At 69.8% G+C, this 22443-nt stretch carries 26 protein-coding genes; 15 read left to right on the top strand and 11 right to left on the bottom strand.

Annotated elements, in window-relative coordinates:
- The first annotated feature begins 109 nt into the window (after positions 1–109).
- Complete coding sequence (locus BW39_RS10625) at positions 110–1522, top strand: short-chain fatty acyl-CoA regulator family protein (RefSeq protein ID WP_013800493.1); 1413 nt, start codon at positions 110–112, stop codon at positions 1520–1522.
- Between the two features lie 36 nt (positions 1523–1558).
- On the opposite strand, the gene BW39_RS10620 is transcribed toward BW39_RS10625, so the two are convergent.
- Positions 1559–2524 carry a ferritin-like domain-containing protein gene (locus BW39_RS10620; RefSeq protein ID WP_012207662.1) on the bottom strand — a complete coding sequence of 322 codons (966 nt, stop codon included), beginning with the start codon at positions 2522–2524 and terminating at the stop codon, positions 1559–1561.
- Positions 2525–2856: 332 nt separating this feature from the next.
- On the opposite strand from BW39_RS10620, the gene BW39_RS10615 reads away from it, so the two are divergent.
- Positions 2857–3207 (top strand): hypothetical protein, encoded by a 351-nt coding sequence (locus BW39_RS10615; RefSeq protein WP_043821710.1) that lies wholly within the window; start codon positions 2857–2859, stop codon positions 3205–3207.
- A 63-nt stretch (positions 3208–3270) separates the two neighbouring features.
- Here BW39_RS10615 and BW39_RS10610 read toward each other — a convergent pair whose 3' ends face one another.
- The gene (locus BW39_RS10610) at positions 3271–3489 is read right to left on the bottom strand and encodes a hypothetical protein (protein ID WP_043821630.1); all 219 of its coding nucleotides are present in this window, start codon (positions 3487–3489) and stop codon (positions 3271–3273) included.
- A 271-nt stretch (positions 3490–3760) separates the two neighbouring features.
- Here BW39_RS10610 and BW39_RS10605 point away from each other — a divergent pair, with 271 nt between their 5' ends.
- The 3 genes from BW39_RS10605 to BW39_RS10595 are packed head-to-tail and all read left to right on the top strand — an operon-like array spanning position 3761 to position 4901.
- Positions 3761–4084, top strand: a complete 324-nt coding sequence (locus BW39_RS10605) for a hypothetical protein (RefSeq protein WP_043821628.1) — start codon at positions 3761–3763, stop codon at positions 4082–4084.
- A 27-nt stretch (positions 4085–4111) separates the two neighbouring features.
- Positions 4112–4633 (top strand): low affinity iron permease family protein, encoded by a 522-nt coding sequence (locus BW39_RS10600; RefSeq protein ID WP_043821626.1) that lies wholly within the window; start codon positions 4112–4114, stop codon positions 4631–4633.
- A gap of 34 nt (positions 4634–4667) precedes the next feature.
- Positions 4668–4901 (top strand): hypothetical protein, encoded by a 234-nt coding sequence (locus BW39_RS10595; protein ID WP_013800488.1) that lies wholly within the window; start codon positions 4668–4670, stop codon positions 4899–4901.
- Positions 4902–4908: 7 nt separating this feature from the next.
- Here BW39_RS10595 and BW39_RS10590 read toward each other — a convergent pair whose 3' ends face one another.
- Positions 4909–5787 carry a c-type cytochrome gene (locus BW39_RS10590; RefSeq protein ID WP_043821625.1) on the bottom strand — a complete coding sequence of 293 codons (879 nt, stop codon included), beginning with the start codon at positions 5785–5787 and terminating at the stop codon, positions 4909–4911.
- A 72-nt stretch (positions 5788–5859) separates the two neighbouring features.
- Here BW39_RS10590 and BW39_RS10585 point away from each other — a divergent pair, with 72 nt between their 5' ends.
- From BW39_RS10585 to BW39_RS10545, 9 genes are all read left to right on the top strand, one after another.
- Positions 5860–6246: a c-type cytochrome gene (locus tag BW39_RS10585; protein ID WP_043821623.1), complete on the top strand. Its 387-nt coding sequence runs from the start codon at positions 5860–5862 to the stop codon at positions 6244–6246.
- Positions 6243–7181, top strand: a complete 939-nt coding sequence (locus tag BW39_RS10580) for a cytochrome c oxidase subunit II (protein WP_043821621.1) — start codon at positions 6243–6245, stop codon at positions 7179–7181. The genes BW39_RS10585 and BW39_RS10580 overlap by 4 nt, the downstream gene beginning before the upstream one ends.
- Positions 7160–9709, top strand: coding sequence for a cbb3-type cytochrome c oxidase subunit I (locus tag BW39_RS10575; RefSeq protein WP_052155313.1), 2550 nt, complete (start codon positions 7160–7162; stop codon positions 9707–9709). Before BW39_RS10580 ends, BW39_RS10575 begins: the two co-directional genes overlap by 22 nt.
- Positions 9710–9809: 100 nt before the next feature.
- Positions 9810–10565 (top strand): trehalose-phosphatase, encoded by a 756-nt coding sequence (gene otsB / locus BW39_RS10570; protein WP_043821620.1) that lies wholly within the window; start codon positions 9810–9812, stop codon positions 10563–10565.
- Entirely contained in the window at positions 10562–12088 is a 1527-nt protein-coding gene (locus BW39_RS10565; RefSeq protein ID WP_043821618.1) for an alpha,alpha-trehalose-phosphate synthase (UDP-forming), read from the top strand. Before otsB ends, BW39_RS10565 begins: the two co-directional genes overlap by 4 nt.
- A gap of 112 nt (positions 12089–12200) precedes the next feature.
- A complete protein-coding gene (locus BW39_RS10560) occupies positions 12201–13289 on the top strand; it encodes an acyl-CoA dehydrogenase family protein (protein ID WP_043821616.1) in 1089 nt (362 codons plus the stop codon).
- Entirely contained in the window at positions 13277–14035 is a 759-nt protein-coding gene (locus BW39_RS10555; RefSeq protein WP_043821615.1) for a PIG-L deacetylase family protein, read from the top strand. Before BW39_RS10560 ends, BW39_RS10555 begins: the two co-directional genes overlap by 13 nt.
- Entirely contained in the window at positions 14032–14640 is a 609-nt protein-coding gene (locus tag BW39_RS10550; RefSeq protein ID WP_013800479.1) for a class I SAM-dependent methyltransferase, read from the top strand. Before BW39_RS10555 ends, BW39_RS10550 begins: the two co-directional genes overlap by 4 nt.
- Positions 14637–15395: a glycosyltransferase gene (locus BW39_RS10545; RefSeq protein ID WP_043821614.1), complete on the top strand. Its 759-nt coding sequence runs from the start codon at positions 14637–14639 to the stop codon at positions 15393–15395. The genes BW39_RS10550 and BW39_RS10545 overlap by 4 nt, the downstream gene beginning before the upstream one ends.
- Here BW39_RS10545 and BW39_RS10540 read toward each other — a convergent pair.
- The 3 genes from BW39_RS10540 to BW39_RS10530 all read right to left on the bottom strand — a co-directional run bounded on the left by BW39_RS10540 (position 15365) and on the right by BW39_RS10530 (position 17282).
- Positions 15365–15925 carry a DinB family protein gene (locus tag BW39_RS10540; protein WP_043821612.1) on the bottom strand — a complete coding sequence of 187 codons (561 nt, stop codon included), beginning with the start codon at positions 15923–15925 and terminating at the stop codon, positions 15365–15367. The genes BW39_RS10545 and BW39_RS10540 overlap by 31 nt on opposite strands.
- A 22-nt stretch (positions 15926–15947) precedes the next feature.
- The gene (locus BW39_RS10535; RefSeq protein ID WP_043821611.1) at positions 15948–16814 is read right to left on the bottom strand and encodes a PhzF family phenazine biosynthesis protein; all 867 of its coding nucleotides are present in this window, start codon (positions 16812–16814) and stop codon (positions 15948–15950) included.
- 63 nt (positions 16815–16877) lie between these two features.
- Entirely contained in the window at positions 16878–17282 is a 405-nt protein-coding gene (locus BW39_RS10530) for a VOC family protein (protein ID WP_043821609.1), read from the bottom strand.
- A gap of 69 nt (positions 17283–17351) precedes the next feature.
- Here BW39_RS10530 and BW39_RS10525 point away from each other — a divergent pair, with 69 nt between their 5' ends.
- Positions 17352–18719, top strand: a complete 1368-nt coding sequence (locus BW39_RS10525; protein WP_043821607.1) for an aminotransferase-like domain-containing protein — start codon at positions 17352–17354, stop codon at positions 18717–18719.
- Here the strand turns inward: BW39_RS10525 and BW39_RS10520 are convergent.
- The 5 genes from BW39_RS10520 to BW39_RS10500 form a co-directional block, all read right to left on the bottom strand.
- Entirely contained in the window at positions 18703–19143 is a 441-nt protein-coding gene (locus BW39_RS10520) for a nuclear transport factor 2 family protein (RefSeq protein WP_043821606.1), read from the bottom strand. The two genes, BW39_RS10525 and BW39_RS10520, sit on opposite strands and share 17 nt — an antisense overlap.
- Before the next feature lie 5 nt (positions 19144–19148).
- Positions 19149–19940 carry an SDR family NAD(P)-dependent oxidoreductase gene (locus BW39_RS10515; protein ID WP_043821706.1) on the bottom strand — a complete coding sequence of 264 codons (792 nt, stop codon included), beginning with the start codon at positions 19938–19940 and terminating at the stop codon, positions 19149–19151.
- Between the two features lie 5 nt (positions 19941–19945).
- Positions 19946–20506 (bottom strand): DUF3833 domain-containing protein, encoded by a 561-nt coding sequence (locus tag BW39_RS10510; RefSeq protein ID WP_043821604.1) that lies wholly within the window; start codon positions 20504–20506, stop codon positions 19946–19948.
- A complete protein-coding gene (locus tag BW39_RS10505; protein ID WP_043821602.1) occupies positions 20503–21840 on the bottom strand; it encodes an MFS transporter in 1338 nt (445 codons plus the stop codon). The genes BW39_RS10510 and BW39_RS10505 overlap by 4 nt, the downstream gene beginning before the upstream one ends.
- Before the next feature lie 18 nt (positions 21841–21858).
- The coding region (locus tag BW39_RS10500) for a hypothetical protein (RefSeq protein ID WP_043821599.1) at positions 21859–22443 on the bottom strand (585 nt) is incomplete at its 5' end.

The raw sequence follows: 22443 nt of genomic DNA, 5'->3' as shown, positions 1-22443 counted from the left end.
ATCTACGCAAAATAGCGGTTCAGACATAGGACTGAAAAGGCGAATTCTTGCGAAACGAAACCCACGATATTGCGAATTCTGCGAATAACAGCCACCCGAGGAAACAGGCATGAAGAAGACATTCATGGGCGTCAAGCTGCGCAAACTGCGCGCGGAGCATGGCCTGTCCCAGATCGCCCTGGCCCACGCGCTGGGCCTGTCGCCCAGCTACCTGAACCAGCTGGAGCAGAACCAGCGGCCGCTGACGGTGTCGGTGCTGCTCAAGCTCAACCGTGCGCTGGGCGTCGATATCCAGCAGTTCTCGGAGGACGAGGAGGCGCGCCTGGTCGCCGGCCTGCGCGAGGCCCTTGCCGAGGCGCCCGAATCCATTGCCCTGCCCGAGCTGCAGGAAGTCGCCGCGCAGATGCCGGCGCTGGGGCGTGCGGTGATGGCGCTGCACCGCCGCCATCTGGAAGCCCTGGAGCGCATCGAGAGCATGTCGCTCAGGCTGGGCGATGACCGCTCGGACATGCCGGTGGCGCGCACCATGCCGTTCGAGGCCGTGCGCGATTTCTTCTTTGCGCACCAGAACTACTTCGATGAAGTGGACCGCGCGGCCCAGGCCCTGGCCGGCGAGGCGCGTGCGGACCCGGGCCATCTGGCGGACTGGCTGGTCCGGCGGCTGCAGCAGCGCCACGGTGTTCAAGTGCATCGCTCGGAAGACTCCCGGCAAAGCCAGCGCCGCTTCGACCCGGCCACGCGCTCGCTGTGGCTGTCCTCGGCGCTGGAGCCTGCGCAACAGGCCTTCCAGCTGGGCACGCAGCTGGCCTTGCTGGAGATGGGCGATACGCTGGACCGGCTGATCGCCACCGCCGCCTTCCAGGGCGATCCGGCGTCATGCAAGCTGGCCCGCGTGGGCCTGGCCAACTACTTTGCGGGCGCGCTGCTGCTGCCCTACGACCTGTTCCTGGAGACGGCCGAGCAGTTGCGCTACGACATCGACCTGCTGGGCCAGCGCTTTGGGGTGGGCTTTGAAACCGTCTGCCACCGCCTGAGCACGCTGCAGCGGCCGGGCGCACCGGGCGTGCCCTTCTTCTTCGTGCGCGTGGACCGCGCGGGCAATATCTCCAAGCGCCAGTCGGCCACGCATTTCCACTTCAGCCGCACGGGCGGCACCTGCCCGCTGTGGACGGTGTACGAGGCCTTCGGCCAGCCCGACCAGGTGCTGCGCCAGCTGGCCAGCATGCCCGATGGACGGCGCTACCTGTGGATTGCACGCTCGGTCTCGCACGGGCAGCGCGGCTATGGTTCGCCGCGCAAGACCTTCTCCATCGGCCTGGGCTGCGACATACGCCATGCCGCGCGCCTGGTCTATGCCAAGGGGCTGGATCTGGGCGATCCGGAATCGGCCACGCCCATCGGCATGGGCTGCAAGGTCTGCGAACGCGACCAGTGCACGCAGCGCGCCTTTCCCTATGTGGGAAAGGCGCTGCATGTGGATGAGAACGCCAGCCGCTTTGCACCCTATGGCGTGGGCGGCTGACGATGCTGTGGCCCGCGCGGTGCGCGGGATGCGCGGTCAGGCTGCGCTGCGGTAACGGTCGCGCAGGTCGCGCACTTCATCGTGGTTGCGCTGGGCACCCTGTGCCTGGCGCTCCACCACCACGCGCACGGCCGGTGGCAGCGGTTGCTTGAGCGCCTTGCGGTACTGGGCGAGGGCGGAGTCCTCGCCGCGCTCGCATTCCTCCAGCACCGCCTTGTCGTCCTGCGAGGTCAGGGCCGTCTTCACGGACACCCAGCCCCGGTGCAGCGCACCAGCCACCGTGCCGCCCGATGCAGGCTCTCCGCCGAGCCTGCGGATTTCCGCTTCCAGCTCCCGCGCGGCAACACCGCACTCGGTGGAATGGCGCATGAACAGGGCCTTGAGGTCGGGCGAGTCGGCGTTCTCGGAGGAGGTGCGAAAGCCGTACTCGCCATCGCGGCAGGATTCAAGCAGGTCGTTGAGCACGTCCACCACATCGTCGTTGTCGATATCGCCCGTATAGGCGGGAGCGACGATGGTGCCCGTCTCGTCACGGACATCACGGCTGCCTGCGCGCGCCCAGGCGGCGCGGGCTGCGGGCCGGGCCTGGTCCCAGTCCAGATGGCTGGCGCCACGGCGCGTGGTCCATTCGCGCTCCCATTCGGCGTCGAAGGCATCGAAGTCGGCATCGCGGCGTGCGGCGGCAGCGTTCCAGCCCAGCTCGTAGGCGGGGCGGTATTCCTCGTAGCTGCGGCCAGCCACGTAATAGGGCTCGCTCTGGTAGGCATCGCGCCAGTAGGCATCTTCAACCGTGGGGTTCACGGCCTCGGCCGCACCCTTGCCGGCCAGCCCGCCGACCACGGCACCGGCCACGCCGCCCACGGCAGCGCCGATGGGGCCACCCATTGCGCCGAATGCAGCGCCGGTGACGGCGCCGCCTGCTGCACCTATGCCGGTGCCCACCGGGTGCGCGCCGGGTGCGTCGGACAGCGGGTCACGGTTTGCGGGGTTCGATTGCGTCATGGAATGTGCTCCTTGGCAGTTGAAAGTGATTCCTATGCTGATGGCCGCGGCGGCCGTCCGGCGTGCGCGCTTGCGGCCATGTGCCGTAGGAACGCAGCGCCCGGGCCTTGCGGACATCGCGCCAGCGGCCTGTGGCCATTTTTCGCACTGCTGCACAGGGCAAACACAGGGCAATCGGCGTGCCTGCCGGCCCTCCCGCATCGGACTGCATCCGAGCGCATCGGCACGCTCCTACCTCCAGGAAAGTGCTGTGCCCACCCCCGCTGCAAGCCCGCGCAGGCAGGCTTGGTCCATGACCCGGCCACGGTGGCCGGACCCCCTTGGAGATCACCATGCGCACCCCGAACAACACGGCTGCCACCGGCAGCGACACTCCCCGGATCGACCGCAGCGAAGACGCAAGCGCCGACCTGCCCGAAGGCAAGGACATCAACGAGCACCTGAGCGCGGAAAAGGATGTGGCCGATTCCATCGCCGAGGCCTCGGCGCACCGTTTCGACGACATGCCGCAGGACGGCCCGCTGAACTTCGACGATGGAACCGACATGGGCCACCCGCGCGGCAACACGCAGCGCGAAGGCGGCACCTGGCAGGCCGAGGGCGCGGACAGCGGCAGCCTCAGGCCGCCCGCCGAAATCCTGTCCGACCGCAATGGCCCCAGCGACCGCAAGAACGGGCGGTGACGCACCCTCGCACGCCATGAAAAAGGGCACCCGAGGGTGCCCTTGTCGCGAGGAAACGGCAATTCATCCAGCGCCGCGGTCGCCGCCTGGGCCGCCGCCTGGGCCGCCGCCCTTGTTCTGGCGCGTCTGGGCCTGGTTGCCGCTGCCGACATGGGCCTCGCGGTCATGGCGGCTTTCGGGCGTCCGCTGGCCTTCGTTCCTTTGCGTGGGCGGCTTCGCGCCCTGGCGGTTGTGATCGTTCTCCACCTTGCCCTTGCCGGGCTCCTGTCTGTCGCTGCTCATATCGCGCTCCTTGTCTAGGGTGCCGGGCCCCATCGCTGCAGGGCCGGACTTCCAGTCTAGGCAGCGCGCAAGGCCCAGGCAGCGGGCCATGGGCGCCCGCCGGCGTGGGGCGTCTCCCACAGGGCAAACGACGTGCCTGAGAACGGCGTTCATGCGCGAGGCATCTTTTCGTTCCTGCGCTTTCGGCGTGGTCCCACGGCGGCTACGCACGGGCAAAGAGACCATGGCCCAAGCGCCGCCTGCGCAGGCCCGCGAACGAAAGGAAGACGCCATGAAAGACAAGACCCCATCCGCATCCAAGTCCTCTGCACCCACACAGGCGAAGCCGTCGGGCGATGGCCAGACCAAGCTGCCCGGCCAAGTGGGCAAGGCGCCGCATGCGCCCGGTGAATCCGATGCAGCCGACGCATCCGAACAAGGCCTGCGCCTTCCGCACGAGCGCGACCAGAGCCTGGACGCCACCAGCGATGCGCCCGACCCGGTGATGCGACAGGCCCATGACGACATTGTTTCCGGCCAGGTGGATACCGACATGCGGCAGACGCCGGGACTGGATGCCGAGCAACGCAAGAAGATGGTGCGCAAGCAGCCTTGATCGATTTTTTCCGGACGGTTTTCCCCCATGCAAAGCACAAGTTCCACACCAAGCCGCCGCACACCGGGAGACGCCCTGGGCTCCATGCCCGAGACCAGCAGTGCCTCGTATGCCGACCACTCGCGCCTGCTGTCGGCCTTCGATCATTTCGCCAGCAGGGTGACGCGCTGGGCCGGCACGCCCATGGCGTTTTGCGTGGCTCTGATCTGTGTGGCCGTATGGGCCGTGGCGGGGCCGATGTTCCATTTCTCGGAGAACTGGCAGCTGGTCATCAACACGGGCACGACCATCGTGACCTTTCTGATGGTGTTCCTCATCCAGCAAAGCCAGAACAAGGACAGCGTGGCCCTGCACCTGAAGCTCAACGAGCTGCTGGCAGCCAACAAGATTGCCAGCAACCGCATGATCGGCATCGAGGGGCTGGACGAGGAGCAGCTGCAGCAAGTGGCGGCCTTCTACGTGAACCTGGCCGCCCGCGCGCGCGAAAGCGGAGCCTGCAAGGAATGCCACTCCATCGACGAGGACGACCCGGCACGGCCCGGCAACTGAGGCGGCCTGACTGCACTCCATCCAGGTAGAACCCATGCCAGACATTCCCGATTGGCTCCAGTGGCCTGCCTTTGCGGCCTCCCTCATCGGCGCATGGTGGGTGGGCTCGCGTTCCGCCGGGCGGCGCAATGTGGGCTTCTGGATCCTGATGCTCAGCAATGTGCTGTGGGCGCTGTGGGGATGGTCCTCCGGCGCCTGGGCATTGGTGACGCTGCAGGCCTGCCTGGCAATCACCAACATCCGCGGCTCCATCAAGGCCGAGCGTTGAGCCAGCGCTAGCGCAAGCTGGCCAGGTAGGCAGCAATGTCCCGTGCATCCTGCTCGGCTACCCCCATGGCGGGCATGGCGGTTCCCGGCTTGACGGCGTCGGTCTGCACCAGCCAGCGCACCATGTTGTCGGGCGTGTTGTCCAGCACGCCGGCAATGCGGGTGCGGCGCGCCATGCCGTCCAGCGGCGGCCCCACCTGCGGGCTGGCCTGGGCCTGGCCCGCCACCGTGTGGCAGCCCACACAGGCGTACTGGTACAGGGCCCGCTGCCCGCGCACGGCATCACCGGGCCGCAGCGCCTGCACGGGCGGCCTGCACGGCTGGAAGACATCGTCCCGGCCCGCGTGTCCTGCGGAGCCCACCACCCAGTCCTGCCCCGCCATCGCGGCGAACTGCGGCGGCGACAGCTGCGGCATCTTCTGCACGAAGGCGACCACCGCCCAGAGATCGTCCTCCGACAGGCGAAATTCCCAGGAAGGCATGCCCGTCATCTTCAGCCCGTTGCGCGTGAGCCAGTACAGCTGGCCGGCGTTCCATCGCTGCGTGGCGTCGATCAGGGGCCCGGGCAGCGGCTGCATGCCCTGGCCCGCCGCCCCCTGGGCCACGCCGGGGCCGCCGTGGCACTGCACGCAGTGCTGGCGATAGCACTGCGCACCGCGCGCCAGCATGGCTTCGTCCGCCGCGCGCGGCGGCTCCAGGCCCCGCGCGTGGTAGCGCACGGACTGGCGCATGGCAATGTCCAGCAACTGGTAGACCGGCTTCAGGTGCTGGCGATTGGCGGCCACGTTGTAGACGCCGCTGGACACCAGGGCGGCAGCCAGCCCCGCTGCCGCGCAGGCAACGGCCAAAAGCGTGAGTGCCACGGTGCGCAGCTTGGTGGAGGCCATGAGAAATTGTCCTACCCGCCGTGCTGCGCGAATGTCAGCAGATCCTGATTGGGGACGCGGAATAATTTCCCCATGCCCGAGGCGCTCCCTTCCTTCCTGCACCGGCGCCAGCGAGTCGCCGCAAGCCTGTGCGCCGCTTTCTGGCTTGCATGCGGCGGTGCGGCAGCTGGCCAGGAAAGCGCGTCGGTCGAGCGCGGCAGGCTCCTGCTGGCCCAGTACCGCTGCGGCAGCTGCCACAGCATCCCTGGCGTGGCCGATGCCCGGGGACGGGACGCCACGCCGCTGGACGGCTTCGGACGGCGCAGCTATATCGCCGGGCGGCTGCCCAACCTTCCGCACCTCCTGAGCGCCTGGATCGTGCACCCGCAGGCACTGGTGCCCTCCACCACCATGCCGTCGCTTGGCGTATCGGCCGCGCAGGCGCGCGACATGGCGGCCTACCTGGGCAGCCTCCAATGAGCGGCACGGCGGCCGCCACCCCCCAGTCATCGCTGCATGCGGGCAGCGTGCAGGCGGCCTCGTTCGGAGAACTCAGTGCCGTGCTGTCCGTGGGCGCGGCGGCGCTGCTGCTGGGCGTGATGCTGCTGCTGGCCCTGTCGCTGGGCCGCGCGCGCCCGGTGCGCGTGCGCCTGTGGCTGGTCGGTGGCGGCATCGCCCTGCCCGTTGCCGTGCTGACAGCCCTGTTCTTCTACGGAGAAAGCCGCCGCCCCGACTGGCGCCCCATGCCCCCGGCCGACGCATTGGTGGTGACCGTGACGGCACACCTGTGGTGGTGGGACATACGCTACAGCGATCCGCGCACGGGCGCCGAGTTCGTGACGGCCAACGAGGTCCGGCTGCCCGTGGGCCGGCCCGTGTACTTCGCGCTGGCCAGCGGCGATGTGATTCACAGCTTCTGGGTGCCGGCACTGGGCGGAAAAATGGACATGGTGCCGGGCCGTCTGCAGCACCTGCTGGTACAGCCCACAGCCGAGGGCCGCTGGCGCGGGCAATGCGCCGAGTATTGCGGCGAGCAGCATGCGCGCATGGCGCTCGACGTACTGGTGGTGGCGCCGCAGGCGTTCGAGCGCTGGTCCGCCGCGCAGGCGCGGCCCGCCTCCGTTGCCGTGAACCACCCGGGGCTGCAGGCCTTCGAGAAGCACCGCTGCAGCTTCTGCCACCGCGTGCGCGGCGTGGCCGACGAGGCCTCGCGCGGCCTGGGGCCGGACCTGACCCATGTGGGCGGCCGCCTGTCGCTGGCCGCCGCCAGCCTGCCCAACACGCCACAGAACCTTCGCTCCTGGATCACCCATACGCAGCAGCTCAAGGCCGGGGCGCGCATGCCCTCGGGCGCCGGGCGTGTGCCCGACCACGAACTGGAAGACATCGCCGCATGGCTGAGCACCCTGAAATAGATGCTGCCCCGCCGCACGGCTTTCCCAGCGCCCTGCCCCGCCCCGCCGGCGAGCGCGAAGCCCTGGAGCGTGCCTGGGCACGCCCGCGCGGCTGGCGCATTTTCAGCGCCGTGAACAACACGCAGATCGGCGCCTTCTACATCGTGACGGCTCTGCTGTTCTTCGTGCTGGGCGGCATCCTGGCGCTGGTGATGCGCGTGCAGCTGGCCGTGCCCGACAACGACCTGCTGGACGCCGCCACCTACAACCAGATGTTCACCATGCACGGCACGGTGATGATGTTCCTGTTTGCCGTGCCCGTGGTGGAGGCGATTGCAGTCTTTCTGCTGCCGGGCATGCTGGGCGCCCGGGACCTGCCCTTTCCCCGGCTGTCCGCCTATGCCTTCTGGGCCTATGCGATCGGCGGCCTGGCGTTCTTCTGCACCATCTTCTGGGGCGTGTCGCCCGATGGCGGCTGGTTCATGTACCCGCCGCTCACGAACAAGCAGTACTCGCCCGGCATCGGCGCGGACTTCTGGCTGCTGGGCATCGGCTTCATCGAGATCTCGGCGATTGCGGGCGCCATCGAGCTGATCGTCGGCATTCTCTTCACGCGCGCACCGGGCATGACGCTGGGCCGGATGCCGGTGTTCGCCTGGGCCACCCTGGTCAGCGCGCTGATGATCGTGTTCGCCTTCCCGGCCGTGATCGCGGCCACCACGCTGCTGGAGCTGGAGCGCGCCTTCGACTGGCCCTTCTTCAATCCGCAGTCCGGCGGCGACCCGGTGCTCTGGCAGCATCTCTTCTGGTTCTTCGGCCACCCGGAGGTCTACATCATCTTCCTGCCTGCGGCCGGCATGGTGTCCATGATGGTGCCCGCCATGGCAGGCACGCCCCTGGTGGGCCAGCGCGCCGTGGTCTGGGCGCTGGCCGGCGTGGGCGTGGTCAGCCTGCTGCTGTGGATACACCACATGTTCGCGGCCGGCCTGGGACTGACGGCGCTGCTGCTGACTTCCATCGCCAGCTTCGTGGTGGCCATTCCGAGCGGGCTTCAGGTCTTCGCCTGGATTGCCACCTTCTGGCAGGGCCGCGTGCGCATGGACACGCCCACGCTGTTCCTGCTGGGCTTTCACTTCATCTTCGTGCTGGGCGGGCTGACGGGCGTGATGGTGGCCGTGATTCCGTTCGACTGGCAGGCGCATGACAGCTACTTCATCGTCGCCCACCTGCACTACGTGCTGATCGGCGGCATGGTGTTCCCCGTGTTCGCGGCCCTGTACTACTGGCTGCCCGTGTTCAACGGCGCGGCGCTGTCCGAGCGGCTGGGACGCTGGATATTCGCCCTGCTGTTCGGCGGCTTCAACATCGCCTTTTTCCCCATGCACCTGACAGGCCTGCTGGGCATGCCGCGCCGTGTCTACACCTACGCGGACGCGCTGGGCTGGAACGGGCTGAACCTGCTGTCCACCGTGGGCGCCTTCATCTTTGCGCTGGGCGTGCTGCTGCTGTTCATCGACGTGGCCCGGGCCGTGCGCCGGCCGGACCGCGACCATGGCAATCCCTGGCGCGCAGGCACGCTGGAATGGCTGCCGCCGCGCGAGTACGGCGTGCGCAGCATTCCCGAAGTGCGCGGCACCGAGCCGCTGTGGGACCGGCCATCGCTGGCGCAGGAAGTGGAGCAAGGCCGCTACTGGCTGCCCGGCACCGTCTTCGGCGGCCGGGAAACCCTGCTCACCGATGCGCGCAGCGCCCGGCCCGTGCAACTGCTGCGCCTGCCCACCGACGGCTGGCCGCCGCTGCTGGCCGCAGCGGGCACGGCCGCCTTCTTTTTGCTGCTGACCGTGGAATGGGTGGCGCTGGCCTTTGCCTGCGGCCTGGGCGCCATCGCCGCCATGCTGGCCTGGATCTGGCAGCTGGACCGCACTGCGCCGGCCCCCCGGGCCGAGGTGGCCACGGGCGTCTTCCTGCCCGTGCAGCCGGCCGGCAGGCGATCGCATTCCTGGTGGGCCGTGCTCATCCTGTGCACCGTGGACTTCACGGTCTTCGCCTCCTTCGCCTATGCCTACATCCACCTGTCGATGGCGCTGGAGGTCTGCCCTCCGCCGGGCGCGGCCCTGCCCGCGCCCTCCCGGGCCATGGCCAACGTGCTGCTGCTGGCCGCCAGTGCCCTGCTGCTGCGGCACTGCACGCGCTCACCTTTGGGAGACGGACCGCACAGGCAGCGCCTGCTGCGTGCCTGCGCCTTGGGGGCCCTGGTGTGCGCGGTGGGGGCCTTTGGCCTGTCGCTGGCAGGCCATCTGGACGCGGGGCTTTCACCGCGTGCGGACGGCTGGAGCGCGGCCGTGGGCGTCATCGTGGCCTACCAGGGCTTTCACTGCGTGCTGATGATGGTGCTGGGCGGCTTTTTGCTGGCCCGATCATGGTCCGGCCATCTGCAGCCCCGGGCGCGCGCCACGCTGGACAACGTGGGCCTGCTCTGGCAGGCCGCAGCCCTGCAGGGCATTCTGGGCGAGGCCATTTTGCGCCTGGTGCCGGCGCTCATGGGCTGACCGGGCCGCTTTCATCGAGAGACTGCGGCGCATGGCCGATCCCCGCACAAGCGCTCGGCTGACGGCCGATGGACCCGGCACTCGATACCTTGGTCTCTCCATGGAAACACCTCCGCTCCCCACCTGCAGATCCGCGCTGTTCCTCGACTTCGATGGCACGCTCGTGCCCCTGGCCGAGACACCGGACGCCATCAGGCCGGATCCCGCCCTGCTCCCGCTGCTGGCCGGCCTGCAGGGCCGGCTCGATGGCGCGCTGGCCATCGTCACAGGCCGTCAGATCGAGGTGCTGGACCGCTACCTGGCGCCGCTGTGCCTGCCCGCCGCCGGCGAGCACGGCCTGCAGCGGCGGGATGCCGGCGGCCGCCTGCACGCTCAGCCATCGGCTCTGCCAGAGACCGTGCTGCAGTTGTGCAATGCCTTGGCGGCCGATCATCCCTTCCTGCTGGTGGAGCGCAAGCGCTCCTCGGTCGCACTGCACTACCGGCGCGCGCCAGAATTGGCGGCGCTGTGCCTGGATACATTGAGCCGCGCACTGCGGCACCTGCCCGGTCTGGAGCTGCTGCACGGCAAATGCGTGCTGGAGGTCAGGCCTGCGGGCGTGGACAAGGGCCGCGCCATTGCGGCCTTTCTGCGCGAAGAGCCGTTCGCCGGCCGCACCCCCGTGTTTGCCGGTGACGATGTCACGGACGAGAGCGGCTTTGCCGTGGTGCAGGCGCACGGCGGCATGGCGATCAAGGTGGGCGAAGGCGCAAGCGGGGCCCGCCACCGGCTGGACAGCCCGCAGGCCGTCCACGCCTGGCTGCAGTCCGCATGCATGCACCTGGCGGCACAGACCTGCGCGGAGGCCCTGCCATGAGCCGGCTGGTGGTGATCTCCAACCGCGTGGCCGATCCGTGCAGGACCGCAGCCGGGGGCCTTGCCGTGGCCATGGGCGATGCGCTGCGGCAGACGGGCGGCCTGTGGTTCGGCTGGAGCGGAACCGTCACCGACGACGGTGCCCAGGCCGCGCCTGCCGGCCATGTGCACCGCTCCCAGGCCGGCAAGGTCACGCTGGCCACGGTGGACCTGGACCGTGCAGACCACGACAGCTACTACGCGGGCTACAGCAACGGCGTGCTGTGGCCCGTCTTCCATGGCCGGCTGGACCTGGCGAATTTCGACACGGGCCTTGCGGCCGGCTACCGCCGCGTGAACCAGCTGCTTGCGCGCCGGCTGCTGCCCCTGCTGGCGGAGGACGACATCCTCTGGGTGCATGACTACCACCTGATCCCGCTGGCGGCCGAGCTGCGCGCCCTGGGCTGCCGCCAGCGCATCGGCTTTTTCCTGCACATCCCATTGCCCCCGCCGACCCTGCTGGCGGCCATTCCCGAGCATGCATGGCTGATGCGCTGCCTGTTCGCCTATGACCTCGTGGGCCTGCAGACCCGCCAGGACGTGCAGCATTTCGAGCGCTATGTCTGCGAGGAGGCGGGCGGCCAGGCCCTGGGCGACGGCGCATTCCGCGCCCATGGCCAGCGCCTGGTGTGCCGCGCCTTCCCCATAGGCATCGATGTGGAAGGTTTCATGGCGCTTGCACAGGGCGGCGCCTCGCGGGACATGTACGAGCGCATGAAGCACGAATACGCCCAGCGCCGCCTGCTGCTGGGCATAGACCGGCTGGACTACTCCAAGGGCCTGCCGCAGCGCCTGCGCGCCTTCCGGGAGCTGCTGGCCCGCCATCCCGAGCAGCGCCGCAGCGCCACGCTGATCCAGATCGGCTCGCCCACGCGCGAGGGCCTGGACGCGTATGCCGACATACGGCGTGAACTCGAATCGCTGTGCGGCGCCATCAACGGCGACTACGGCGAGCTCGACTGGATGCCCGTGCGCTACATCCACCAGACCCTGCCGCGCGACGGCATTCCGGGCCTGTGCCGCGCGGCGGCCGTGGGCCTGGTCACCCCGCTGCGCGACGGCATGAACCTCGTGGCCAAGGAATACGTGGCGGCCCAGGACCCGGCCGACCCGGGCGTGCTGGTGCTGTCGCGGTTTGCCGGCGCTGCCGAGCAGCTGCAGGAGGCGCTGCTGGTCAATCCCTACGACGTGCACGGCACGGCCGCCGTGGTGCAGCAGGCCCTGCAGATGCCGCTGCAGGAAAGGCGCCAGCGGCACCAGCGGCTGCTGCAGCGCATTGCCGAGCAGGACGTGCACTGGTGGCGCAAGGCCTTTCTGTCTGCCTTGAAAGAGGCCAGGCCGCTGGAGCACAGGGAAAGGGAAGGCTTCGGCATCCCCGTTCCCTCGATCAGGCAGGAGCAGGCACCGCTGCGCCTGGAACTGGCCGCCTGCCCTGCCGACGGCGTGGAACGGGACGCCTGCCGGTCGGTGATCTCCGACAGGTAATGCCTTCCTGCTCCTGCGGCGCCGCGTTCATCCTCCCGGCACGATGGCATCGCCTGGCGCCTCCCCCCATTTTCCAGGCTGCGCAAGGCACGAAAAAGGAAGGTGAGCGGTGATGGCCCAGCACAACGACGAGCACGCCAATGCGTGGACATGCAGCGACACGCTGGCCCAGGCCTTGCGCGGCCATGCGGACCTGTCGCCGGCGGACCAATTGGCCCTGCTGGTAGCGCAGGGCGCCGACCGCCTGCCGCTGCCGGGCCATGGCCACACGCTGCAGCGCTGGCGAGCACTGGCCGAAGTGGCCGCCCACAGCCTGGGCCTGGCCAAGCTCTATGAAGGCCATACCGACGCCCTGGCCATCCTGTCCGAACTGCAGGCCGACCTGGCCACCGAAGGACTGCGCTGGGCCGTCTGGTGCGCCGAGCCGCCGGGCGAGCGCGTGCAGGCCACGGCGGCATCTCCCGACGCCACGCAACGCATGACGCTGCAGGCAGGCTCGGCGGTTCGCCTGTCCGGCCACAAGCCCTGGTGCTCCGGCGCACGCGCCGTGGACCGCGCCCTGGTCAGCGGCTGGCTGGCGGACGGCCAGCGCTGCCTGATCGCCGTCACCATGGACCAGCCCGGCATCCGCAGGGACGACAGCCACTGGCAGGCCGTGGGCATGGCCGCCAGCGCCAGCGCCGATGTGCACTTCGACGGCGCCACCGGCGTGCTGGTCGGGGCCCCGGGCCAGTACCTGAGCCGCCCCGGCTTTCACCATGGCGGCGCAGGCGTTGCGGCCTGCTGGCATGGCGCGGCAGCGCGCATCGCCAGCCATCTGCAGCAGGCCGTCAGTCAAGGAGAGGACCCGCACCGCCAGGCCCACCTGGGCGCGCTGGACGTGGCCCTGGCCAGCGCGGCCGGCCTGCTGCGCGACGCTGCGGCCTGCATCGATGCCACGCCCTCGGACCCCTGCCTGCTGGCCGTGAGCCGCGCCCGCCTGGCCGTGGAAGCCGCCGCCGAAGAGGTACTGCGGCGCGTGCCGCGCGCCATCGGTCCCGGCCCGCTGTGCAAGAACAGGGGCCTGGCGCAGCTGATGGCCGACCTGCCCGTCTTCATCCGCCAAAGCCATGCCGAGCGTGACCAGGCCGCGCTGGGCCGCCTGCTGGCCGAGAAGGCACAGGCCTCGCAGGCACCGGGAGGCGCGGCATGGATGCTGTGAAGCCGCGCCTCATCGAGGGCCGGGGCACGCCCGAATCGCGCTGGCAGGCCTGGTTTGCGCAACGCCGGCCAGCGCAGGTATCCATGGACGACCTGCTGGACGGCCGGCGCCGCGCCGTCATCGTCGCACCGCACCCGGATGACGAAATCCTGGGCTGCGCCGGCCTGCTGCACCGCTGTGCCGAGCGGGGCATGCCTTGCCTCATCGTCTCCGTGACCGATGGCGGAGCCAGCCACCCCGACTCGACGCTGTGGCCGCCGCAGCGTCTGGAGCGCGAGCGCGTGCAGGAGAGCACCCAGGCCCTGGCCCTGCTTGCGCCGCAGGCGCAGGTGCTGCGGCTGGGCCTGCCCGACGGCCATATCGCCGAGCATGCAGCGCAGTTGCTGCAGCGGCTGGAGCAGTTGCTGCAGCCCTCGGACGCGCTGCTGTGCACCTGGCGCGAAGACGGCCACCCGGACCACGAAGCCACGGGACAGGCCTGCGCCACGGCGGCCCGGCACACGGGCTGCCGGCTCTTCGAGCTGCCGATCTGGGCCTGGCACTGGGCCGAGCCCGGCGACGCGCGCGTGCCCTGGCACCGCGCCGCCGCCATTGCGCTGGCGCCGCAGGAACTGGCGCTCAAGCGCAAGGCCCTGTCGTGCTTTCGCAGCCAGCTGCTGCCAGACCCGTCCACGGGCCGCGACGCCGTCCTGCCGTCCTGGGCCACGCAGCGCCTGCTGCGTCCGTTTGAAGTGGTGTTTCTATGAACGGCGCCAGGCAGCACTTCGAGCAGATGTACCAGGCCGACCCCGACCCCTGGCAGGTCGCATCGCGCTGGTACGAGCGGCGCAAGCGCGACCTGCTGCTGGCCGCCCTGCCGCGCGAGCGCTATGCCCACGGCTTCGAGCCCGGCTGCGGCAATGGCGAGGCCACGCAGCGCCTGCTGCAGCGCTGCGACCGGCTGTGCGCCGTCGATTTCTCGGACAGGGCCGTGGATCTGTGCCGCCAGCGGATTGCGCCGCAGGACCGCGCCCGCCTGGACCTGCAGGCCCTGCCCCTGCCCTGGCAATGGCCACAGGTGCCACAGATGCCGCAGCAAGGCTTCGATCTCATCGTGGTCTCGGAGCTCGCCTACTACTTCGACGACGCGGCACTGGCGCATTTCAACCGCCAGTGCCTGGCCTCGCTGCAGGGCGGCGGGCACTGGCTCATGTGCCACTGGCGGCATGGGGCGCACGATCACCTGCAGACCACTCGCACCCTGCATGACAGCGTGTCGGCCCATGCGCAGCTGCACTTGCTGCTGAGCCACAGCGAGCCGGATTTCCAGCTGGACATCTGGCAGAAAACCCCTGAAAGGACGGACAGATGATCGGCGTGTGCATCCCAGCCCATGACGAGGAAGACCTCATAGGCCGCTGCCTGGACAGCGTGTTTTGCGCGGCCGCCCATGCCGACCTGCAGGGCGAGACCGTGGCCGTCGTCGTGGTGCTGGACAGCTGCCAGGACGCCACCGAATCGGCCGTGCGCCGCTGGCCCGCCATCCCGTTGCCGATTGCCGCGCGCAACGTGGGCAAGGCCCGCGCGCTGGGGTCGGAGTACCTGCTGCTGCTGGGCGCCCGCTGGCTGGCCTTCACGGATGCCGACACCACGGTCTCTCGGAGTTGGCTGGCCGACCAGTTGGCGCTTCAGTCCGACGTGGTCTGCGGCACGGTGCAAGTGGCCGACTGGTCGGCCCACGGCGTCCAGGCGGACACGGCGCGGCGGCACTTCGAGACCACCTACACGGACCGCGATGGCCACCGCCACGTGCACGGTGCCAACCTGGGCATCTCAGCCTGGCACTACCGCCAGGCCGGCGGGTTCGACGCACGCACCTGCGGCGAGGACCAGGACCTGGTGGACCGCCTGGCGGCCGGCGGCGCCCGCATCGCCTGGTCGGCCCGGCCCCGGGTGATGACCAGCGGCCGCGCCTACTCGCGCGTGGCCGACGGTTTTGCCGGTGCGCTGCGCCAGGGATGGGCCCTGCCCGGCAACACGCCGCCTGAGCTGCCCGTGCTCCAGGGCGCCCTGGCGCAGCAGGCCCTGGCCCTGCCTCAACCGCAGGCCGGCTCGTCCACGCGGTAGCAGTCCCTGAGGAACACCGGCAGGTCGTTGGCCGGCGGCACGAAGGGCACCTGGTACATCATGTCGCTGACAAAGCCACGGTGGTAGCTGCCGTGGTTCACCACGTGCAGCACGATCTGCTCTCGCGTCATGGCGCCCTGCCCGCCGCCCACGAACTCGAAGTGCACGACCTTCGCCAGTTCCTCGTCCGGGCATGCGTCGACGAACTCCACATACCAGCGGTCCATTGCCTGCACCGATTCCCACAGCGCCGGCAGCGTGGGCGTGTCGTCGGTGTTGCGCATGGTGTAGCCATGTTTGCGGCCCTGCAGGTGGTGCCTGAAGATGTCCTCCACCACAAGGACGTGGTTCAGCGTGCGCACCATGTTGCCGAAGCTCGTGGGGCGCTGCTTCAGGGCCTCGCCTTCGGGCAGTTCCATCACGCTCTTGAAGGTCAGGCCGTTGGCCCAGGCCTTGTAGCGCACCAGCATTTTCAGGTTGGCCCTGGCCGATGAGACGGGAGCGCGCGGGCTCTCTTGTATCGCTGTCATTCGTGGTTTCTTTCGGTGTGGATCAAAGGCCGCTCAGTGCGCCTTCGACATGGGTGCGCGCCGTGCCGCCCACCCAGACCTGGCCCGTGCCGTCACGGGTCAGGAAGATGCGGCCGTCACGGCCCAGGCAGCGGCCCTGGGCGGCAATGTAGTCGCTGTCCATCACCCCTGTCGCAAACAGCCACTGCGCCAGCGAGGCGTTGAGGCTGCCGGTGACGGGGTCTTCGACGATGGCGCCCTGGTGATCGGAGAAGAAGGCGCGCACCTCGCAGGCGGCAGGACTGGCACCGCTGGCACCACCGACACCCCTGGCATAGGGCCCCACCACGCCCACGTCCATGCGCGTGGGCCACTGCCGGGCCGGGTTCAGCGCCAGCACCTGCTCGGCCGAGGCCAGGCGGATGCCCAGCCAGCCGGGGCCGTTGTCTATCCACGAGGCGGCCTGCACCTCGTCGGCAGTGATGCCCAGCATGCGCAGCGCGGCATCCAGCTCATCGGCGGTGGGCGCGCCAAAGCGCAGCATGGGCGGCGCGGCGAATGCCAGCCGCCCATGCTCCTGCCGTATCTGCACCAGTCCCGCCCCGCACTCCTGGACGATGTGGCCTGCGTTCCTGGGCGCACCGTGCTGGGACAGCCAAGCATGGCAGCTGCCCAGCGTGGGATGGCCGGCAAAAGGCATCTCCCGGTCCAGCGTGAAAATCCTCACGCGGTAGTCGGCCTGCGCCTGCGTGGGCGGCAGCAGGAACGCGGTTTCGGAGAGGTTGAACCAGCGTGTCAGCTGCTGCATCTGTGCGGTGGTCAGCGCCTGCCCACCGGTGATCACGGCCAGCGGATTGCCGGACAGCGGGCCGCTGGCGAAAACGTCGACCATATGAACGGCAATGCTCATGAAGACGGTCCTTGTTGCATGGAAAGGAAAAGAAAGGGAAACGGGCGGCGGGCCCGTGCCGCGCTACGGCCGCACATCGGCGCGATGCACCACATGGACCTTGTTGCCGTCGGGATCGCGCAGGTAGGCGCCGTAGTAGCCATCGCCGTAATGCGGGCGCGGGCCGGGCGGGCCTTCGTCGCTGCCGCCCCGGGCCAGGCCGGCGGCATGGGCCGCGTCCACCGCGTCGGGCGACGGGGCCACAAAGGCCACCATGGCGCCATTGCCCGCCGTGGCCGGCTCGCCGTTGAAGGGGCTGTAGACATAAAAGCGCGGCAAGACCGCCGGCGGCGCCACCCAGCACAGCGCGGCCGGCCCGCCATCGGGCTGGACGGCGCGGCGCTGCAGTCCCAGCGGGAAAAGCACCGCGTCATAGAAGCGGCCGGCCCGCTCGAGATCACGGGCGCCGACGGTGATGTGGCTGAACATGGAGTGAACGTTACACTATCGACAAATGAAATAGTGTCACGGCACACTCATTTTTTCCTTGCCCCGACCATGCTCCTGCCCTCCCCCTGGACGCCCCGTCTTGCGCGCATTGAAGCCAGTGCCGCCGAGCGGCTGGCGCGTGCCCTGGCCGACGACATCGTCGAAGGCCGGCTGGCCGGCGGCGACCGCCTGCCCGCCCACAGGGACCTGGCCGACAGGCTGCAGATCGGCCTGGGCTCGGTGACCAGGGCCTATGCGCTGCTCGAGCGCCGGGGGCTGACACGCAGCGTCAAGGGCCGTGGCACCTTCGTGGCGTCACAGCAGGCGCAGGCTGGCGAGGACATCGACCTGTCTTCCAACGCGCCGCCGGCCGCCATCAGTGCGCGCGTCCTGGCTCGTACGCTGACCGGGATTGCGCGCAGCATCGATGCCGATCATTTCAACTTCTATGCCCCGCCCCAGGGCCACCTGGAGCATCGGCGCGTGCTCGTGCGCTGGCTGCAGACGCTGGGCCTGAATGTGGAACCCGACCACATGGTGCTGACCAGCAGCGCGCGCCAGGCGCTGTCGCTGGCCTTCGATCTGGTCTGCCAGCCCCGGGGCCGGCTGATGACCGAGCGCATCACCTACCCTGGCGCCATTGCCCTGGCCCGGCGCAAGGGCTGCGACCTGCAGGGCCTGGCCATCGATGCGCAGGGCCTGCTGCCACAGGCGCTGGCCGATGCACTGGAGGGCATTCCCGCCGCCGAAGGCAAGGTGGTCTACCTCACCCCCACGCTGCACAACCCGACCACGGCCACCATGGGCGCGGAGCGCAGGCAGGCGATCGTGGACATCTGCCGCAGCGCAGGCGCCTGGATCATCGAGGACGGCGTGTATGCCGCCTGCTTGCCCGGTCACGCACCCTTGGCCCATCTGGCCACGCTGGCGCCCGAGATCACGCTGCATGTGAACGGGCTGTCCAAGTCCCTGGGCCCGGGGCTGCAGGTGGGCATGCTGGTGCTGCCCGCTTCGCTGTGCGGCGCGGCTGTGGAGCTTGTGCAGGGGATGTCCATGGCGCCTTCGGCCCTCTCCTGCGCCGTGATCGATGAATGGCTGTCGCACGGCGTGGTCGCTTCCCTGCAGGCCGACCTGCGCCATGAGGCACAGCGGCGCTGCCGGCTGGCCGCATCACACCTCGCCTCGCACCTGAGTGGCTCCGGCCTGGTGCTGCACCCCGAGGCCTACAACGCCTGGCTGCCCATGGAGCGCGAAGCCGCCGGCCGCCTGGTATCGGCCGCAGCGGCGCTGGGCTTGAAGCTGACCGATCCGGGCTCGCTCATGGTGGACCCGCAGGAGCAGGCCAGCGGGCTGCGCATCTGCCTGGGTGCGCCGCGTTTCGACGCGCTGGACGGCGCCCTGGCGCAGTTGGCCCGGCTGCTTACTGCGGCGCCCTGAGCTTGTGCTGCAGCGCCCTGGCCACGGCGCCCAGCACGGGGACCTTGGCGAAGATTTCCTCCACCGGGTCCCAGAAATCGCGGTGCACTGCCACCAGCCCCTGCGCATCGAACTCCAGGTAGCTGGTGCCGCAGATGTGCATGGGCTGGCCGGATGAGCGCACAAAGCCCAGCTCCCACAGCAAGAAGCCGCTGTCGCCCTGCACCGCGCCGTGGCTGACGGCGAAGCGGGGCCGGTCCAACTGCTCGAACATGTGGGAAAACACGCGCTCGATCGCGGCGTGGCCGCGCACCTCGTTGAACGGGTCCTTGAACAGGGCCTGCTCGGCATACAGGGACAGCAGCGCCGGCAGGTTGTCGCGGCGCAGGGCCTCGTAGGCCTGGGCCAAGCGGGCCAGTCGCGGATCGGATATGCCGCTGCTCATGGGTTTCATGCTCCGGTGAAGCGGCGGACCGCAGAGAAATACCAGGCGTCTGGCAGGCAGCGCAGCAGGCGCACCCAGCGCGTGAAGCGGCGCGGGAAATTCATCTCGAAACGCCCCTGCGCCCAGCCCTGCAGCATATGCCGGGCTGCCTCGTCGGCGCCGATCAGGGCCGGCATGCTGAAGCTGTTTTGCGCCGTCAGCGGCGTATCGACAAAGCCGGGATTGATGATGGACACGCCCAGGCCCAGGCCATGCAGGTCCAGATAGAGGTTTTCCGCCAGGTTGTTGAGCGCCGCCTTGGTGGGGCCGTAGGCCAGGGACATGGGCAGCCCCCGGTAGCCGGCCACCGAGCCGACCAGGGCCAGATGGCCCCGGCCAGCCTTGAGCAGCATGGGCAGCACGGCATCGAGCAGGTGCAGCACGCCGCCATAGTTCACGGCCAGGTGGTGCTGCATCTCGGCCAGGTCGAACTCGGTGGCGCGCAGGGGCCGGTAGTGGCCTGCGCAGTAGAGGATCAGGTCGGGCGCCCCGCCCGCATGGGACAGCACGGCCTGGGCGGCCGCATCCACGGCGGCGGCATCGGTCACGTCCAGCGGCAGGGCCAGGCAGCCCTCGCGGCCGCGCACGAAGTCCTGCAGCGCGCCGCCGTGCCGTGCGGAGACGATCACCCGGGCGCCCTGCCGGTGCAGCGCCTCGGCCGTGGCACGCCCTATGCCCGAGGAGGCGCCCACCACCCATGCCGAGCGTCCCTTCCAGTCAGCCAGCAGCGGGTTCAGCCCGCGCGAGAACAGCGGCATGGCCATCACTCCTTGACAAAGGACAGCGTCACATCGCCCAGGTGCACGCCGAGCTTGCTCATGGCCGTGCGGTTGAGCAGGGTGCGCCCGTCCATGAGGTACATCCAGTCATCCATGTGGACGTTCCAGACCCGCCCATTCACGGGCAGGGCCAGCACATAGCTCCAGCGGATGGCATTGCCCGCGCTCTGGCCCTGGGCCTCGCCCACCACGTCGTCGGCCCGGCCGCTGTAGCGGCCGTCGCCCAGGTGGCGGATATGCCAGACCCGCTCCTGGGTGCTGCCGTCGCTGTAGACGAAGTGCTCCTCCAGGGAGCCCTCGTCGCCATTCCAGCGGCCCGTCATGCGCACGGTGAATCGCTTGACCACCTTGCCCGATCGGTCCGTGAACATGCCATGCGCCGTCAGCGGCCCGTTGAAATACTGGCGCAGGTCCAGCGTCGGCTGCTCCTTGGCGTAGTCCTGGACCGAAGGCCCGGCACAGCCCGCCAGGGACAGTGCCAAGGCCGCCCCCAGGCAGACGCGCCGCAGCGGCGAAAACGAAGCGCAGTGGGTGATGTGGCTCATGTGTGACTCCAGGAAGAATGCAATCGCTCGGCGCGCCAAAGCAGCAGCGCCGCCGCCAGCTTGAGCAGGCACGGCAGCCCGCCATATGCCCAGGCCAGCGCCTGCAGCCCGGCCGGGTCGGTGCCGCCGCTGCGGTAGCCCGCGGCGGACAGCAGGGGCAGGGCCAGGCCTGCGGCCAAGGCCAGGTTGAGCTTGGTGGCGCAGGTCCACCAACCCAGGTAGCGGCCCTCGCCCCGGCCGCCCTGGCCGGACTCGTGGATCACGCCCGTGAGCAGTGCGCCCGGCAGGGCCAGGTCCGCGCCCAGGGCCAGCCCGCTGGCCAGGCAGATCACGGCAAAGGCCATGGCGTCGCCCGCGCCCAGCCAGGGCGTGAAGCCGAAGGCCAGCACGCTGGCCAGCATGCCCGCCCGCCAGCTGGGCGCCAGGCCCCAGCGCGAGACGGCCTTCACCCACAGCGGCAGGCCCAGGGCCGCCGCGCCAAAGAAGCACAGCAGCAGCAGGGGCTGCAGTGCAGACGCCTGCAGCCTGTCGGCCACAAAGAAGGGCAGCAAGGTGGCGGGAACGGCCGCGGCCACGCCATTGAGCATGAAGATGGCCAGCAGCCGGCGAAACCCGGCATCCGCCCATGGAGAAGTGGAAGAGGCCAGGGCGGCCGAGGCCGGGGACTCCGGTTGCGGCATGCGGGGCGCAAAGGACACATGGGACACATGGGGCACAGGAGCCACGGGCGCCCGGAGCCGGTACAGCCCCATCAGCCCCAGCACCAGGCCCAGCGCCAGCACGGCGCTGGTGGCGTCAAGGCCCATCACGGCCGGCAGCACGCTGGCCAGCAGCACGCCCGCCAGCGTGGCGCCCTCGCGCCAGGCCGTCACACGGGCACGCCAGGCGGGCTGCCCGCCCCAGCGGGTGCCCCAGGCCTGGTGGAGGATGGTGACGAAGCTGTAGGCCAGCGTGCACACCAGCAGGCTGCCGGCCAGCCAGCCCAGCATGGTGGCCTCGGCGCCGCGCGGTGGATGCCACAGCGCCCCGAAACCCAGCACCATCAGCAGGCTGCCCAGCGCAGCCGCACGCCAGGCCGGCCGCACACCCTGGCGCAGCAGCCTGTCGGCTTGGCGGCCAATGGCCGGATCGACCACGGCATCGAGCGCCCGCGTGGCCAGCAGCACGGCGCCCAGCCCGGCCAGCGGCGCGCCGGCCACGCTGGCGTAGTGGTAGGGCAGGTTCACATACAGGGGCAGGGACACAAAGGCCAGCGGCGCGGCCAGCCCGCCATAGGCCAGCCCTGTGCGCCAGGGCAGCACGGGGGCAGGAGCGGGGGCCGGGACGGAGGTCATGGCGTGGTCCGCTGGCGTTCAGCCCTGGCCCAGCAGCGAGGTGCGCATGGCAGGCGCCGAGGTCTGCGGCGCCAGCCAGATGCCGAAGAACAGGCGCGCATAGTCGGCATCGCGCAGCTGCGCCGTCTGCCGGCCGTTGTGGAAAAAGCGCACATCGCCCTGGCCGTCGTTCAGGCCCAGCAGCCGGTCCTTGGCCACCACATCGGGAAAGGCCTGCTTCATCAGGTCCAGCCATTGGCGGGCCTGCTCTTCGGTGAAGCTGCCGACCCTGCGCATTTCGGCGATGGAGCGCTCGGCAATGGCCGCGCCTTCGAGCTTGCGGTCGTAGACCAGCTCCAGTGCAAACGGGTGGCGGGCGTAGTCCTCGGGCAGCAGTCCGGGCGCGGCCCACAGCCGCGCCTCATAGACGCGCAGGCCGAAAAAGCGCAGCACGGCCGCGCCCATCAGGCGCGCGGACGGCAGGGCGCTGCGCAGTTCGGCCGGAAGTTCGGCGGTCGGGGTGATGGCGTGCAGGGCGTTGGACATGGTGATCAATGAAGGGGCAAGGACGCAGGCGGCGCCCCAGGCCAGGGCCTTGCGGCGGGGGGCGCGGGGTGCACTGGG

It is taken from the genome of Delftia sp. RIT313 (assembly GCF_000632165.1).
GTDB lineage: Bacteria > Pseudomonadota > Gammaproteobacteria > Burkholderiales > Burkholderiaceae_C > Comamonas > Comamonas acidovorans.
This window is presented reverse-complemented; position numbering and strand designations above follow the sequence as displayed.